General features: G+C 36.3%; 17 protein-coding genes. 1 reads left to right on the plus strand and 16 read right to left on the minus strand.

Going from position 1 to position 16,568, the window contains the following annotated elements; translation table 11 throughout:
* Positions 1 to 77: 77 nt before the first annotated feature.
* The 10 genes from AC4PID_RS00700 to AC4PID_RS00745 form a co-directional block, all read right to left on the minus strand.
* On the minus strand, positions 78 to 3,002 hold the full coding sequence (locus AC4PID_RS00700; RefSeq protein WP_492133665.1) for a glycoside hydrolase family 3 N-terminal domain-containing protein: 2,925 nt from the start codon (positions 3,000 to 3,002) through the stop codon (positions 78 to 80).
* A 34-nt stretch (positions 3,003 to 3,036) separates the two neighbouring features.
* Positions 3,037 to 3,555 (minus strand): hypothetical protein, encoded by a 519-nt coding sequence (locus AC4PID_RS00705; protein WP_492133666.1) that lies wholly within the window; start codon positions 3,553 to 3,555, stop codon positions 3,037 to 3,039.
* The gene (locus AC4PID_RS00710) at positions 3,552 to 5,948 is read right to left on the minus strand and encodes a glycoside hydrolase family 3 C-terminal domain-containing protein (RefSeq protein ID WP_492133667.1); all 2,397 of its coding nucleotides are present in this window, start codon (positions 5,946 to 5,948) and stop codon (positions 3,552 to 3,554) included. The genes AC4PID_RS00705 and AC4PID_RS00710 overlap by 4 nt, the downstream gene beginning before the upstream one ends.
* Before the next feature lie 32 nt (positions 5,949 to 5,980).
* Positions 5,981 to 6,997, minus strand: a complete 1,017-nt coding sequence (locus tag AC4PID_RS00715; protein ID WP_492133668.1) for a glycosyltransferase family 2 protein — start codon at positions 6,995 to 6,997, stop codon at positions 5,981 to 5,983.
* A gap of 251 nt (positions 6,998 to 7,248) precedes the next feature.
* Positions 7,249 to 8,625: a GHKL domain-containing protein gene (locus tag AC4PID_RS00720; protein ID WP_492133669.1), complete on the minus strand. Its 1,377-nt coding sequence runs from the start codon at positions 8,623 to 8,625 to the stop codon at positions 7,249 to 7,251.
* Positions 8,622 to 9,332, minus strand: a complete 711-nt coding sequence (locus tag AC4PID_RS00725; protein ID WP_492133670.1) for a LytR/AlgR family response regulator transcription factor — start codon at positions 9,330 to 9,332, stop codon at positions 8,622 to 8,624. Before AC4PID_RS00725 ends, AC4PID_RS00720 begins: the two co-directional genes overlap by 4 nt.
* Positions 9,333 to 9,643: 311 nt before the next feature.
* Entirely contained in the window at positions 9,644 to 10,099 is a 456-nt protein-coding gene (locus AC4PID_RS00730; protein WP_492133671.1) for a hypothetical protein, read from the minus strand.
* Positions 10,100 to 10,101: 2 nt separating this feature from the next.
* Positions 10,102 to 10,278 (minus strand): hypothetical protein, encoded by a 177-nt coding sequence (locus AC4PID_RS00735; protein WP_492133672.1) that lies wholly within the window; start codon positions 10,276 to 10,278, stop codon positions 10,102 to 10,104.
* A 105-nt stretch (positions 10,279 to 10,383) separates the two neighbouring features.
* Entirely contained in the window at positions 10,384 to 11,154 is a 771-nt protein-coding gene (locus tag AC4PID_RS00740) for a class I SAM-dependent methyltransferase (RefSeq protein ID WP_492133673.1), read from the minus strand.
* Positions 11,155 to 11,249: 95 nt separating this feature from the next.
* Complete coding sequence (locus AC4PID_RS00745; RefSeq protein ID WP_492133674.1) at positions 11,250 to 12,104, minus strand: arginase family protein; 855 nt, start codon at positions 12,102 to 12,104, stop codon at positions 11,250 to 11,252.
* Positions 12,105 to 12,202: 98 nt separating this feature from the next.
* Between AC4PID_RS00745 and AC4PID_RS00750 the strand changes: the two genes are divergently transcribed.
* Complete coding sequence (locus AC4PID_RS00750) at positions 12,203 to 12,718, plus strand: CGNR zinc finger domain-containing protein (RefSeq protein WP_492133675.1); 516 nt, start codon at positions 12,203 to 12,205, stop codon at positions 12,716 to 12,718.
* Between the two features lie 60 nt (positions 12,719 to 12,778).
* Here AC4PID_RS00750 and AC4PID_RS00755 read toward each other — a convergent pair whose 3' ends face one another.
* The 6 genes from AC4PID_RS00755 to AC4PID_RS00780 form a co-directional block, all read right to left on the minus strand.
* Positions 12,779 to 13,183, minus strand: a complete 405-nt coding sequence (locus tag AC4PID_RS00755; RefSeq protein WP_492133676.1) for a hypothetical protein — start codon at positions 13,181 to 13,183, stop codon at positions 12,779 to 12,781.
* Positions 13,184 to 13,210: 27 nt separating this feature from the next.
* Positions 13,211 to 13,873, minus strand: a complete 663-nt coding sequence (locus AC4PID_RS00760) for an acyltransferase (protein WP_492133677.1) — start codon at positions 13,871 to 13,873, stop codon at positions 13,211 to 13,213.
* Positions 13,874 to 13,934: 61 nt separating this feature from the next.
* Positions 13,935 to 14,804: a class I SAM-dependent methyltransferase gene (locus AC4PID_RS00765; protein ID WP_492133678.1), complete on the minus strand. Its 870-nt coding sequence runs from the start codon at positions 14,802 to 14,804 to the stop codon at positions 13,935 to 13,937.
* Positions 14,805 to 14,852: 48 nt separating this feature from the next.
* Positions 14,853 to 15,389 (minus strand): hypothetical protein, encoded by a 537-nt coding sequence (locus tag AC4PID_RS00770; protein ID WP_492133679.1) that lies wholly within the window; start codon positions 15,387 to 15,389, stop codon positions 14,853 to 14,855.
* A 9-nt stretch (positions 15,390 to 15,398) separates the two neighbouring features.
* Complete coding sequence (locus AC4PID_RS00775) at positions 15,399 to 15,866, minus strand: hypothetical protein (protein WP_492133680.1); 468 nt, start codon at positions 15,864 to 15,866, stop codon at positions 15,399 to 15,401.
* A gap of 17 nt (positions 15,867 to 15,883) precedes the next feature.
* Complete coding sequence (locus tag AC4PID_RS00780; protein ID WP_492133681.1) at positions 15,884 to 16,561, minus strand: class I SAM-dependent methyltransferase; 678 nt, start codon at positions 16,559 to 16,561, stop codon at positions 15,884 to 15,886.
* Positions 16,562 to 16,568 lie beyond the last annotated feature (7 nt).

A 16,568-nucleotide genomic window follows, 5' to 3' on the forward strand; every position in this document is an offset into this window, starting at 1 on the left:
AAAATATTCTTCACATTTATTTTAGCACAAAAGAAGGGTTCGTTCGAACCCTCCTTAAAAGTGAAATTATAATCTTTTTACTTTTCTAAATGCACTGGATCATTTTTTCGTCTTGTTCTCGAAACGATAAAGCCTATGATTAATAATGCAATAATGACGCCATCTACGACACTTCTAACAATTTTCCAAGTTGCTGTCTTGTAATAAATAGTCGATCCTGGAACGATACCATTCATTGCATTGCTGTTTGCAACTGTATAAAGTAAGCGATGTGCCGATTTTCTTAAATTTGATACCGCTGTTGCACTGGTTGTATCTTCGATTGATTTCATTGAATCAAAAGTAATGTAGTAATCCGTACCAGCAGCTATACCTTGATTTGCATACATGTAGTCATAAAGGTTAAAGTCTGAAATAACGACCCCTTCAAAGCCCCATTCATCTCTTAGAACATTTTCTTGAAGTGCTTTACTACCACCCGACCAAGTTGCACCGACTCTGTTAAATGAGCTCATTAATGCAGTTGACGCTTTCATTTCTTTTTCAATCATATTGCCATTTTCATCAGCGATATAATTGATTGTAGTGGTAGCATTTTTAACTGTTTTTTCGAAACCTTTAAGATAGATTTCTCTAATCGCTTGTTCATTTGCCCAAGTTGCGATACCGTTGTTTACTCGGTTTGTCTCTTGATCATTTAAAGCAAAGTGTTTGATAAAAGTATAAAGCCCTTTTGTAGCTGCACCTTCCACAACTGCTTGAGTAATTTTTGCACTTACGATTGGATCTTCAGAATAATACTCGAAATTTCTACCAGCAAATGCTGATCTATGAACGTTTAATGCTGGTGCATACCATCCGTTAACGCCTTTATCGAGCGCTTCATTTCCAACCATTACACCCATTTCTCTTGCTAAATCAGTGTTAAAGGTTGATGCGATTACAACTTCAGCTGGATATGCAGTTCCCTTGATTTCAGCTCCCATAAATGAGCTTAATCCTGCAGGTCCATCGATGTCTACGGTTACTGGTTTAGCAACAGATGGCATTTCTAATGTTGTATACGCACCATTCATAATCACTTTTACAATTTCAGCTGGATCAAGTTGATCGAGTAAGACATCCCAAGCTTGATCATTATAATCTTTTCCTCTTAAATCGATTAAAGATAAACCATTTGATGCTTTTGTCGTCGGCATCACTGCATTTTCATCTAAATGATCTGCAGCAACGTAAGCTTGGAAGCCTTCGATGATTGCATCGTTTGCAACTTTGTCTGCATCAGTAGGTGCTGTTGGGAAAGTACCCGCAAAGTCAGCGCGTGACATATTGAGTGCATAGCCTTCAGTTGCAGTATCTGTAAACATTGCAGATACATCGTCAAATTGATTAGTCGCTTCGATCAAATCAGAAGTACGTTTGTTGTTTTCATCGTAAACAACTGTTTTTGCAACTTCATAAGAGATTGAATCAATTCCTGGTTTCATATTGTGTGAATCCGTTTGTACTCTAATATCGTAGTTACCGCTTTCAAGCACATAAGCTTTTTCAGTTTTATAATCATATGAAGCCATATCTTCAACTGCAAAAGTTAATGTAACGACTTGAGACTCACCTGGTGCTAATAAGTTCGTTTTAGCAAAATCCCCTAAAACAACTTCTGCTTTTTCGATGCCGCCCTTAGTATAAGGTGCCGAGTAGTAAACTTGTACCACATCTTTCCCTGCAACTGCTCCGGTATTGGTTACCTCGATATCAAGTGAAATCGATTCATCGGTTTTTCCTAATTTTTGATCGACAACCTTCCAATCAAATGTTGTATAGCTTAAACCATAGCCAAAAGGATAAACAACTGCTTCGTCATAATTGATGAAGCCTTCTTTTGCAGCGGTTTCATAATATCTGTAGCCAATATAGATGCCTTCTTCATACTGAACAAACGTTGCATCGCCAATAGCATTGTCTTTATTGATATTTGAATATTGGTTGTGTCCAACATTGACGAAAGTTGGATCTTTAGTTAAATCTGCTGCGTAGATATCAACGGTATGGCCAGAAGGGTTAACTGTACCATTTAAGATTCTACCAACTGAGTTGAAACCTGTTTTTCCAGGGAAACCGATCATTAAGATTGCATCAATTTCTGGATCATTTTCAAGTACGCCTAGTTCCATTGTTGCACTTGAGTTCACAAGGACGATGACATTTTCAAAGTTCTCTTTAGCAAGTGCGATCACTTGTTTTTCATCGTAGTTTAACTCTAATTGATGTTGACCCGCTTCATAGTGTGCATCCCAATCCTTCATATCTCTTGAAAGGTCGCCACCTTCTCCGGCTGGACGGCTGATGGTGATAATAGCTGCGTCGCCGTAAGCTTTAAAGCTGTCAATGGCTTCACTTGTATAAGCATCTACCGGCATCTCGCCAATCATATAAGTTGAAGCCGCTGGATTATCCATAACGATCGTTGATTTTGGATTGTCATAAACTTTTGATGGCCCAAACATCCCTTGTTCCATCGTAAATGAAGCAAAACTGTTTAAAATATCATATACCGTACCATTAACTTCAAATCCTGCGTTTGTTAAACCCAATCTAAGGTCGATAAGGCCTTCAGATGATGACGATCCAGAACCTGAACCACCATAAACTGAATCGACGCTACCTCTACCCAACAAGGTTAACTTCGAATTTTCGCTTAATGGTAAAACGCCATTATTTTTAAGTAGAACAAAACCTTCATCAGCAATATTTGTAACCAAATCTGCTGCAGCGGTTGCTAGTGCATCAGCATCACTATAATCGCCTTTGTAATAATCGCTTTCCCAATTTTCTGAGCCTTCTGATTTCTGAATGACCATTTCGCCTGTACCTAAATACAAGTTTGCATGTCCTTCAAAAACAACAGAAGCGATATTAACGATTAAGACGAGTACAAGAAATACTGCAAGTACAATCTTTCCTACCTTTTTCTTACCTTTTTTTGCTGTGTTGTCAACCATGACATAACCTCCTGAAATTCTCTCCTACTCAAATCTAATTCTTTGTTACTCCTGGTTCTGGAATTTTTTTCATAACGACAAATTTCAGAACTGGATAAATGATAATGACTTGAACCAAAATATTAATTGCGTTGGTTAAGTTCATCCCCCAAAAGCTGCCAACAATTGCCGAGATAGGTTCAAGAACAAGTGTTGGAATATACAAACAAATCACATAGACAATCATCACCGTTAAAAGATAAATTGGAATTGCACTTCCTAGTTTGTTGTTTGAGTTAAACACCAAATTTCTTTGAACGATGAAGTTTACAGCTTGTGCACAGAAGAAACTTAGTAAGAATGCTAAGAAACCTCCTAAGCCACCACTTTCAGTTTTGTAGTTGAAAATCCAAAATGAAAACGCTGTGTCCGTTAATGATTTGAAAAGTATCGAATTGCCAATGTTTAAAACGATAAAATTTGTAATCGTTGCGATGTTGCTGAGTAAGTTAAACAGGATGAACTCATAGAGCTCATAGTGTTTCGCTTTGAAATTCTTTAACACCTGTATCATTCAGTTAGTCCTCTCTTTCTATATTTAACAAAAGACTTAACCAATCCACTGATACCTTTGAAGAAGTGTCCATTGACTATGTCCAAAATATTACGTGTCATTGCTAATGAAACCGCACCATTTGACATTTTAGCAATCGCCCTAAAAGGCATGTTTGATAAGAAAAATAGATTTAAATCCGGATTTCCTTTTTTAACCGATCTATTTCTAAGTTTTACCAAAACGCCGATTGCAAGTCTCGCCAAAATACTCTTAGCGTACACCATTTGAGCAAGTGAATCGTTTAGACCTAATGGTTCAGATGGATCCCATCTAGAAGGTGGTACGATATCTCCGTAGAGACTTTGGAACGTTTCAAAGCTAATGTCAGTTACATTTCCGTCAAAATAAACTTTTAGTGCCTCTGAATCATCTCTCTCAGGGGTAATACCTTCGATAACGATTGAGTCGGTCAACTCAATATCCGCTGATGAACCTCCCAAATAAAGTGTGTATGTGCCACCTTCAACTTCAAATCTACTTTCGTTTGCATCGTAGTATCTAAAAGTATATTCATCAAAGAGAATCTCTACCTCAGCCGATTCACCCGGTTCCAAGTACACTTTTTTAAAGCCCTTTAACTCTTTTATAGCACGGTGAATATTAACTTGCGCTTTACCGACATATAACTGTGCGATCTCTGCACCAGCTACAGTGCCTACATTTTTGAGTGTGAATTTCACACCAGCTTGTGTCACCAATAGATTCGAATACTCAAATTGCGTGTAGCTTAGGCCATAGCCAAATGGATAACGGGTTTTTACATTGGCTTTATCATAATATCTATAACCGACATAGATGCCTTCGCGATACTCACTTGTCAGTTCAGTGCCAGGATAATAGTTCTTATTGGGAACATCGGCATAACACATTGGATAAGTTTCGCTCAACTTCCCGCTGGGGTTAACTTTACCTGAGAGGACATTTAACATGGCCAATGCGCCTGCTTGACCACTTAAATAACCGTGAACAATTGCATCACAGTGATTCTCCCAAGTCATATCGATTACTGAACCGCCACTAATGACTGCAACCGTCTTTGTAACTTTAGAAAGTTCATTTAAAAGTTCTATTTGTGATTTAGAAATATTAAGGTGTGATCGATCCTGCCCTTCAACCTCGTCAATCTCATTTAAACCAATATATACGACTGCAACCTTTGCCTTTTTAGCTAAAAGAATCGCTTCATTAACCAAATTCGCATCACTCTTACCAACGCGGTGATACCCTTGTGCATATCCAATTATGTTTAAACTAGATTCATTTAACACTTTTAAAGTGCTATCCAGTTTATAAGGGTTGACCATGCTTGAGCCAGCACCTTGATAACGAGGGACATTAGCGAAGTCACCTATTATCGCGATTTCAGTCTTTTCATCTAGTGGTAAAACCGCGTCGTTTTTAAGAAGAACGATAGAAGCTTCAACTGCTTTTTGTGCCAATTTATGATGTGCCTCTAGGTTTAGGGGTTCTTTAGTATTAATTTGCGTTTCATTGACTACCTTTAAAAACTCCACTACTCTTTCGTCAAGTACAGCTTCATCAAGTAATCCAGTTCGAACTGCATCAACGATCTGATGCACACTATCATATCCAGTAGAAGGCATCTCAAGATGTGCGCCAGCGATGATGCTATCTACAGGATTGTTACTGCCACCCCAGTCCGAAACGACGATGCCGTCAAAGCCCCATTGGTCCACTAGTAGTTCTCTTAGTAAATATGGGTGTTCATGTGAATAGGTCCCATTTACTTTGTTATAGGATGACATCACCGCTTTGGGCTTGCCTTCCTTAACAGCAATTTCAAAACCAGTAAGATAAATTTCATGCAGCGTTCTCTCATCGACGACAGAGTCATTTGTCATACGTAGATATTCTTGATTATTGGCAGCAAAGTGTTTCAGACATGCGCCAACACCAATACTTTGAATCCCATTCGTAAAAGCAGCTGCGAGTTTACCCGCTTGATAGGGATCTTCACTGAAATACTCAAAATTTCTCCCACACAATGGACTACGTTTAATGTTAAGACCTGGTCCTAATAGGATATTGACATCATTTGCTGCTGCCTCTTTCCCTAAAGCTTCTCCAACTTCTCTACACAGTTCTAAATCCCAGCTGTTTGCAACAGTCGCAGAAGTTGGAAAACAGGTCGCAGGAACCCCTTTTACAAGTCCAAGATGATCCCCTTCACTCGCTTGTTTTCTTAGCCCATGAGGACCATCTGCAAGTGCAATATTGGGAACATCGAGACGTTCAATTTTTCTAGAATGCCAAAAGTCTTCACCAGAAAGCAATGATGCTTTTTCTATTAAAGTCATTTTTGAAACCACTGATTTGTAATCAGAAATCATCAGTTGTCTCCTTTCAAATATAATAATGATTTTTAGTTAAAGCCAACCTTCTGCTGAGCTTTTTTGTAGATCAATAATGTGATTTTTCTGCCAACGATACCTGGTAAGTTCATAACAGAACCTACCGTACTGAGTTTCATTTTAAAATAAACTTTTTTATTGTGTTGCCATATGGAATGCCATAACTTCCGTTTGGTTTCTAGGGCATCCTTTGTCCCGATTTTTATCAATAAGATAGAAGATATCGTCGTGATTATGGTTAAATAATGCACCATATAACTTAAACGTTTTCGATCATTTATCTTATTTATATCCATTTGTTCTATCATAAGCTGGTTGACTTTTAATTGCTGATCAATTCGACGGATCATATTTTTCTCATTTACGGATTGGTCTTCTCTTCCTATAAAATAGTGATAGACACAAACGCTCATATAATAGATTTTTTCGACATATGGCATCGGTTGATAAACAAAAATGTTGTCCACATAAAAAGTGTGCTCTGGCAAAACCAGTTCACAACGCTTTAAGAGTTCTTTATTATATATTACAGAGTGCATTAATATATATTTTCCTGTGCCAAATCGCCCCATGTCTTCCCAGGTTAGCACCTTGTCCTCTGGAACAATGCCACGATAATGCATCATCTTTTTATCTTTTTCTCCAACTTTGTCATAGACAAAGTCACAAAGAAACATATCGATGCGGACATTCATCTCTTCAAATGCTTTAAGCTTATCGACAACCCTTCTTAAAGCAGTTGGATTCACCCAATCGTCACTATCGACAACTTTTATATATTTTCCAGTGGCACTGGCAATCCCTGTATTAACAGCGCCTCCATGTCCCTTGTTAACCTGATGAATTACTCTTACAGCTGGTGCATACTGTTCAGCAAGTCGATCTGACAAAGCAGCTGTACCGTCTGACGAACCATCATTTACGATGATAACTTCTATATCATTACCGCTTTCTACTAGAGTTCCAATGCATTTAGATAAATAACATTCTGAATTATAACTTGGAACTATAACAGATAGAATACTCATAGTTTCTCCTTCAACTCATATATGTGAGCTTATAATAGCATGGAATAAATTATATAAGGTTCTGATTGCGTGAACGGTCAAAATTAGCTCAATATTTGCAAAATTATTGGATGACCCAAATATAATTTTATAGAGGTATGGATAAGAATACATATACAAAGTATGCAAGTTTTGAACCTTCAAAATTTACCACAAGCGAGATTTTTGCACAAAAAAGGAGTTGGAAATGACTCTCCAACTCAATTACGACATTATACGTTATTATTTTTAGATGAACTTGACTTAGTATCTGATAGAATCGACTTATTTTCAGATGGATTAGGAAGTGGAATTAAAATCTTCATTGTGAACCAATTGTTTTCTGTAGATATGGATAAATTGCCATTATAGCCTTCTATGGTCTTCTTAATACTCTTTATGCCATAACCGTGATAATAAGCATCTGATTTTGTCGTAACAGGTAAACCGTCCTGAAATATCAAGTCGTTTTCATAGTAATTCTCAAAACGCATCATGAGAAAATCATTCTTAGAAAAAACGGCCACGCGAATTACGCGCTTTTGTATATCAGAAATTTTTTTTACACTTTCTATACAGTTATCGATTGCATTACCAAATACAGAACAGATGTCCATCACATACATAAAATCAAGAAGCTTGCCATTGACCACACAGCTTAAGGTTATATCGTTCTCAAGACAGACTATACCTTTACCAGTCAAAATGGTATCCACAACTGTATTACCCGTTTCATAGTGATATTCATATTCTTTAATCGATCGATCGATTTCATCTAAAAATTTCTCTTTTAGAATCGGATCTTGCTCATTTCTGATTTGCGCAATTTGATGTTTGAAGTCATGGTACTTTCGATTGATTAATTCAATGTTCTCCTTAGATGCCTGATACTGATCGTAGTGTTTGTGCAAAATATCATTAATCGCATTTAATTCATGATTGAGACTCATCTCTCTTCGCTGTTCATTAGACGCATAGAGAATTAAAAGGCCACAGAAATCAACCAAAGTTCTTATATAGAGCAAATTCGCCCTAAATGTATTTTCAGTAAATGGATTATCTATAACAAAATTGATGTTATTGATTAAGAACGTTGCAATTCCAATGATAAAGGCATTGATAAACTCTTTAAGAGACACACTTACCTTTCGGTCCTTAAATACCTTTCTTGCGTCAAGTAAATAAGCTAAAAAGAAGATAACACCATAGATAGCAAGCATAACAAACGCAGCCAGTAAATCACTATGTTTGACACCAAAATAGAGAATTGCATAATAGATTTGCCATCCAATAGCTGCTGCAAACTCAGCCAAAATAAAGGCTCTAATAAATAAAAAACCCGCATCGTATTTGGTCAAATTTGCTGTTCGCCAAATGTATAAAAACATGGTCAGCATCGCCGTTAACATGCCTGGGACCCAATAAATCAATGGCAATATGCCACTGATGAGCTGAACCACGGTTAGTACTATGGGTCCTAATGCTAATAGTAAATAGAGCTGAACGCCCTTATATCTTTTCTGTAGGGGTATGATATAGATTAGACAAGCGATGGCCTCTGCTATAGAGGTGAAAATCCTAGGAATTTCAATATATTGATCGACCGTCAACTATAATCACCTCCAATATACTCAGCCAGAGCACTCATAAATGCTTTCTTTTTGGATCGACTTATGACAAGTTGATCCCCGCCTACTTTTACGATATCTTTCTCTATGCGCTCAACATGTCTTAGACTAACTAAAAAACAACTGTTACATCTTTCAAAATGATAGGATTTAACTAGTTTCTCAAGGTTAGTTAGCGTATTATAAAGCGTTATGGTCTCATCCTCTAAATGTATGCTTACCTTATGCTCAATACTTTCCATATAGCAGATTTTCGTTACATCCAGTCGTATAATTTCATTGTTCACTGTAACGAGTAAAAAAGCATTACGATTTGAGATGATTTTATTAACTGCTTTATCTAGCTGCTGAGCGAAATCAATATACACAATAGGCTTTACAATATAACTGAGTGCATCAACCTTATAGCCTTGTATTGCATAACCCGACATGTTCGTAACGAAGATGATGATGGTATTTTTATCTGTCTCTCTTATTTTTTCAGCAGCGGATAGGCCATCCAGTTTTTCCATCTGAATGTCCATGAAAATAATATCATACTGACTTTTATAATTTTTCACTAAATCTGACGCATCAGAATAGAAGTCTATTTTAAATTTTTCTTTACTTTGATTTTCAAACTCATGAATATAGCGTTCTAGTTTGCTCTGTATGGTTTGATCATCATCTACGATTGCAACCCTTATCAAATTTTCCTCCAAAGGTTAACTGTATTTAGCCTATTATATCACTGTCCTCTTAGGATAGGCAAACATACAAAAAGACTGTAATTATGAGCATTATCAAAACTACAGCCTTTACGATTGATTTCATACAAATTGGGGAGAATAGTATGAATTACGAAATAACAAATCAATTAGTGGTGTATTCATTATACAGATTGAGAAGGATAAACTCGTCTTGATTTCGTAAAATGTCGAATATTCATCCTAATTTGCACTTTATATTTTTAAAACAATGTCTCTACGTATTGAATTAAGTCTTCGCTATTTTAAAATTATTAATTAATGATCCATTTAAATGCAATTCCAAATGCAGTCATTTTAACGCCATATGACATTAAGTAAGCTTGAATAAGAAGAACAAAGAAAAAAAGTTTTCTCAGCTTTTTTGTCGTCAATTTTTTATACCAAACAATTGATAACAGTGTGATTAACACTATGGGCACTTGACGAAATACAAATGAGAGTAACGACTGGGCGAAATTACCGTCATTAAATTCGACGCTATTAAATGGAACAATATTATTGAACGGAACATAAAGTATAGACATTATCAATGTAACTACAAGCTCTATCCCTATAAAGCCAATCCAAAATAGGAGTGCTTTTCTTACTTTCCTATCACTGTCTTTTGGAACTAATATAGCCCCAACAATTAAAGGCAATAGAAATGCGACACCTAGAAAAAATGCCATTGCGATTAACATTAAAATAACGATTGAAAAACCTGCCATATTTACACCCTATTTTCATCACTTTCTCTAGATCTTATGCCCAATGCAACTTCAATATTTTCTAGTCTACGATCCATGTTTCTAAAAAACATCACTACAATGATGATAAGAAATGGGATCGCAAGTAGAAACCCAACATACAAGATGGATCCAAACCCATTAAAAATTATATCGAACAAATCTACCTCCTTTTGATAGCTAACAAATATATATCAATAGACTGATTTTATACAGCAAATCCTATTTTTTTCTTATCAACTGATTAAAGGACTGTTTAAATATGCCTATAATTTCCTTGCTTTTATGATAAATGATAATGGTAGCATCTGAGCCTTTCTCATTTTTTCAGTCACCTCAACCTTAGTGTTCAAGGTTTCTTCGTCCGTTTCTTCTATCATTTCTTCTATTTGAAAGCCCGCTTTCGCCAATGCATTTATGTAGGTGGATATTTTCCGATTGCAAAGAATCATCTTACTATCATGCAATGGAATTTCGAAGAACGACTCATCAAAATAGCTCTTACTTAAATAAAGGGCACTGTCATTATGCTCGATTTGTGAGGTTTCTCTTTGAACAGTAACGCAGTAATTTAGAGTGTGATGCCAGCTAAAAATAAAATAACCATTCGGCTTTAAATAGGAAGCAATTTTATTAAAGGTTCCCTGTAAATCTGTTGTCCATCCGATTCCGTAAATAGAGTAGACATAGTCAAAATATTTTTCTGGTATGTCCTTCAATTCTTCCATAGGTGAACAAATCAAATGCGCGTGATGCGCACTGTCTGTTAATAGCTCATGCGCGTTTTTCAACTGTTCACTTGAAATGTCTACACCCCAAAGCTCAGCAGCCTTTCTCTCTGCATGATATTTTAATGAGTGGCCGCTGCCACAACAGATTTCTAGTAATTTTTTATCAGAAACATCCCCAAATAGATTTAATTCATTTTCTGTAAGACATTTAACACCGTATTTCGGAAGTGCTGTCGTTCCAAACCAAAAGTCAGCATTTTGATTCCAGTAGCTACGGTTGGATTCTAAGATTTTTTCTTCGTTCATTGTCTCCGCCTTTATGTTTGATTTGATTAATGTTACTTGACTTGCTTTGATTAATGTTGCTTGATTTGCTTTACTTTAGTTTAACTAATTGAATATTAAGACCACATATTTTTAAGGAATTTAACGACTTTTTTTGCCTCAGCTTCACTCTCTTCATACGCGCCAGAAAATTCAGTGACGACAATCCCCATGACCCTTTTATCCTTCACAATTTGTTGTAGTAAGTGCTGAAGCATAGTAATCGGCATTCCGTGTGGGCTTGGCATATAGACACTTTTCAAGTCCGATTCTTGAATGACGTCTAAATCTAAGTGAATCAATACGCGTGCATCTGGTTCTAGTAATTGAAAGTAATCTTGAATCAACGCATCGATATTCACTTGAGCAAGTTCGTTTTTACTCATGCCTTTGATGCCTGTTACATCATAGTTTTCATCGAGGGTAGTCGGTTCATAACCTAGGGCGAATATTTTATCTTTTCCAAACGACTTAGGCTTAGAAAACCACTGGTTTTCTTCAGTAAGAAACCATAGTGTGTATGCTGTAGCGCCCATGCAGACCTCTGCTGATGGCTTTCTCATGTCGATATGATGATCGATTGAAATGATATGTGATTGTGTGCCGAACTGATTATAAAAGTAATTAAACACGCCTGTAAAAGTACTACAGCCACCACCTATAATTATAGAAAAAGCTTCCTCTTCGAAGGAGCCCTCCAATTGTTTTATCGTTTCCTCCCAGACAATTCTTGGCGCAGGCCAGTTTCTAACTGGTGGCATATCATGTCTTGGTAGATCTAGTGGTAATACAACATCGCCTAAGTCTAATACTTGATGCGCCTTCGCTAACTCTGTAATCAAGCCTGCATTTCGCAACAAGCTTGGTGCCTTTTCTGTTCCTAGATTCATAGCGCCAGAATTCGATGGTATGCCTTTAATTATTATTTTCATTTTATCCTCCGTAACTATCAAAATTCTATTTTGAGTGTTATAATTATACTATACCCTTTTACGCAGTAACTATCAATAAAGTTTTATGGAGGTTACAAATGACAGCGTCAATCTGTTTTAATTTGGCAAATTCTATTTGGTTTATGGAACATAAAGACAATGATGTGTTGCTTGATCTAGAGTGGATCAATGAAAATCTCAATACTACAGGTGAACCAATAACTCAAAATGTAACTTCTAACTTAGTGGCTCAACTCAAGCTGCTTAGAAATTATGTTATTCAACTTTTCGAAAAAGGTTCTCTTGATTATGAAATCAATGACTTAAATCTGTTTTTAAAGAATGATATCTCTTATCAGCAGTTAGTTAAAACCAATGAAGGGTTAACGGTTGTAAAGACCTCCCTAGCATCAGTCGAAGAACGTATTTTATCCAATATCGTACTGGGTATGATTCAGCTCATCAACGATCAATCGACGTCACGAATTCACAGATGTGATAATGCGGATTGTCAATTCTATTTTATGGATATGAGCAAAAATCAAAGTAAAAAGTATTGTTCCATTAAATGCAATAATGTTGCAAAAGTCAGAAGATATCGTGCAAAGCTATAGGTTAAATGAGGAAGACAATAACTATGAACTGACTTTTATAAACTTCAACAGACTACAGCTTCACTCATCATCATATTTCAATAAATACAATGTCTTTGCATTTAACCCAACTATGAAAACCAATGTGATTAGGCCATATGTCGATAGCCAATTAAATAGTGTCAAATCGTTAGTGAACGTATATTCCCCCCACTCTAATAAAGCTCTTAATATAAAGCCAATACAGTTGGAGATAAAAAATATGACAATGGGTTGCAACTTTTTTCCACTGTAGATTCGTTTTGAAAAATTACCTAGTAGGAAGTAAGCGTATCCCAGTGAAAAGAGCAACATAATATTTACGAAATTGTAGGTCTTCCAATAGTTGGATAGAGGAAATATAAACACACCTTCAAATATATAGAATACGATCAGCGCAATTTTTAGCTTAGAGCGATACTTTGCAATAAAATCAATTCTTTTCATTTTAATCCTTTCATATATGCAAAAATCTCATTTTCGACTAACGACTTCACCTGCACCTTTCATGATACTGTTTTCTGGTACTATGCCCCTTACAGAACACAATGGGTACACAACACTGTTTCTACCCAGTATAGTGCCTGGATTTAGAACCGCATTACACCCAACCTCAGCAAAATCACCTATTATCGCACCGAACTTTCTCAATCCTGTTTCGATTGCTTTTGAATCTGCTTTGACTTTTACCAAAGAACCATCTGATTTAAGATTTGAGGTGATTACGCCGGCACCCAAATGGGCTTTATAACCCAAAACAGAGTCACTCACATAGTTAAAATGTGGCACTTGAACTTTATTAAATAGAATCGCATTTTTTAGTTCCGTGGAGTTTCCCACGATGACGTTATTCCCAAGGATCACATTGCCTCTAATATAGGCACAGTGCCTTATCTCGCAGTTATACCCAATGATTGCTGGCCCCTTTATCAATGCACTTTTCTCGATGGTAGTCCCTTTACCCACCCACACCATTTCATCTATTTGCTCAAAATCTTCAGGTAAGGTTTTAGCATATTCCATAATAAATGCGTTGATTTTTGTAAGCACTTCCCATGGGTGGTTAACCTCACTGAATATGGCGCTTGCATCACATTCTTTTGTATCTAAAAGATTGGTTACTGAAAAGTCTAACATGTTCGTCCTCCCTGTTAGCTGTGTATGGCTTTTTTTAATTCTTAGTTTCAATTATTTATTTTTATTCAACTCTGGCAAAAGCTATTCTTTCCATGTCGGAAATGACTAGCTTTCTTTCCCTTGGCTTTAGGTATGTCTGTTGATAATAGTCAGCACCAACATCTTCAATTAATGACAACCTATATGGTCTAATGAACTCGCTTAATTTTGAAGGGTCAATTCCGAATTGCCATTTTTGCTCACCCATCTCAATAACGGTTTGAAAATTGATTGCACTGATATCATCTGTCGTTCTATTAATTATGTTTTCTAGTATATAAGTGAACACAAGTTGACTCCCTGCTGGTGTACCTGATATGAATCTTAAAGTATTTTCAACCGCTCCTTTTGTAATATATTGAGTAACGCCTTCCCAAACGAAAAATATTGGTTTTGATAAATCCAGCCCTTTTGAAGTTAACACCTCATCAATTTCTTGCGAATTAAAATCAATAGGTGTATAGATCACATTATCTGGAAGTTTGCCGATAAACTTGCTAATCGTTTTTTCTTTCTTAATTTGAATGTATGGTAGATCAAGTTCAAAGATCTTTATATGACGCTCTTTTGAAAATCTTTGTGAACGGGTATCGAAGCCCGCACCCAATATTACGATTTGCTCAATACCACTCATGATGGCATTAGCTAATTTTTCATCAATATATTTAGTCCTACACACCTGTAGACCGAAAATCCCTGGCATCGATATATCGTACATAAACTTTGAAATGCTTCTAAGCGGCTTATGCTTCAGTTGAAATAAAATGTTCTTACCAAAAAAACTGCTGACGTATGGATCATTAAATAATCGAAGCGAGTCAGGTTCATATTGTTCAAGTAACCTTGCATAGGCTGCATTATAAGCGGTTTTATAGCTTTGATTCGATTCCATTTTTTCACCTCATAGATCACTCAATTACGCTTTTGATTTTTCGATCATTTATATGCAAAATGATACAGCATCAACCTGCTTATAAATCGTGTGTAGTTCAAACTCAAATTGGTCCAACCGATCATTGGGAACTTCTTGAAAAGATGCGATAAATAGTTTCATACTATGATCTCCTATTTTCTCCTTTGGCGAAAATATAAAGCCAATTGACGAAGCACCATTGGCACTTTGGGGTGGATCTATCCTCTTATCCAAATATGCTGTTGAGAGAAAAGGCAGTCCATTCATTGCCTCATATGTCATTAATACCAAGCTAGAATTTTTTGATTTCAAAGCCTCAAAGTAAATGGCCATATCAGTTCGCATCTTCTGAAAATGTGCCTCAAAACCTGGTGGTATTTCATGTTCTTCTAAGGATTTGATGTAATCTTGATAATCATAAGTTTCAAGCTTATGTACATAGAAGGATTCTACTCGATTTTCATACGGATTAAAATAGTTTAGCTCAACAGGATGGGATAAATCAAAAGGCACTTTGTATTGATTCAACACTTCCGCATTTTTTTTATATGCTCTCAGATTCAACTTAATGTTTTAATCTATATTTTCTATATCTAGCCTATCGGTAGGCGTAGAACTCGTATGTCTAATAAGACGAATTCGCGATAGGTCTATTTGATCCATTTGTTTTAAATCAATGCCTCTCTCAAGAAAATATTGCAATTTATGTATTCCTTGATTCTGATTAAGTCGTATTGGTTCAGCACTATACCCACTGAAACCGATTTTATCATCACCAATTTCAATACTCTCAATCAGTCTAATCTCCGGTTGAACGGTTCGCTCTAATCGATCTCTATTGGTTTGACTTAGTAGATCAACCGGTATCAAGTCGTCATTAATCTCTGGGATCACATCAACCACCCATAAAGAATATGAGTCAATGTCATAAGTTAACGCAAGTAGATGGTTTTGAGCGCCATCTATTTCGAAGGTACGATTAATAATGATCGTTTGTATCGGATTAATCATGAAAAATTCCTTAAACTCTATTAAATTCACGAAATTGACCTCCCTTATTACTTTGACAGATAAACAACCATACACTCGTCATAGATGTCGTTTATAGTGTTAAAATATTCTAAAACCTTAAAACCGACGGATTCTAGCTCTTTAATATGATTTTCCCAAGTTTTTTTACAAAAACTCGTGGCGACTAGCTTAACGCTCTCATGATCAGAGTAATGCTCTCTGTCTACAAGATTATAAGCTTCTCTTTTGTCTGTACAATGTTCAGTTTTGCCATCTCCTTTATTAACCAATAATAGTTTTCCATCTTTCTTTAAACCATTGAAAAGGTTATTTAAAAACATTTTCCGATCTGCATCATCCACAAGCATATGTAGCGTCCCAATGGCGTAAATCCAGCCAAACTGATGAAAGTTGGATTGTGGCGATGTAACAAAATCTGCTTTAAAAACCTCTAGTTTTAGCTGATTATCTTTTGCGATTGTTTCACACATTTTTACGGCTTCATCTGATATGTCAGTGGCAGTTATTGCATAACCTAACTTAGCGAGATGTGTTGCATCTCTTCCTTCTCCACAGCCAACTTCAAGAATCTCACTGCCTTTTGGCGCTTTGTTAATGGATAACCACTCAAGCAACTCTGGGGTCGGCTCATTTTTAAACCATAATTGTCCACGCTCATGTATCTTTTGATATCTTTCATCATATGCTTCATAATATTTTCGCATGTTGTCC

Source organism: Fusibacter sp. QWL-12, from assembly GCF_058683495.1.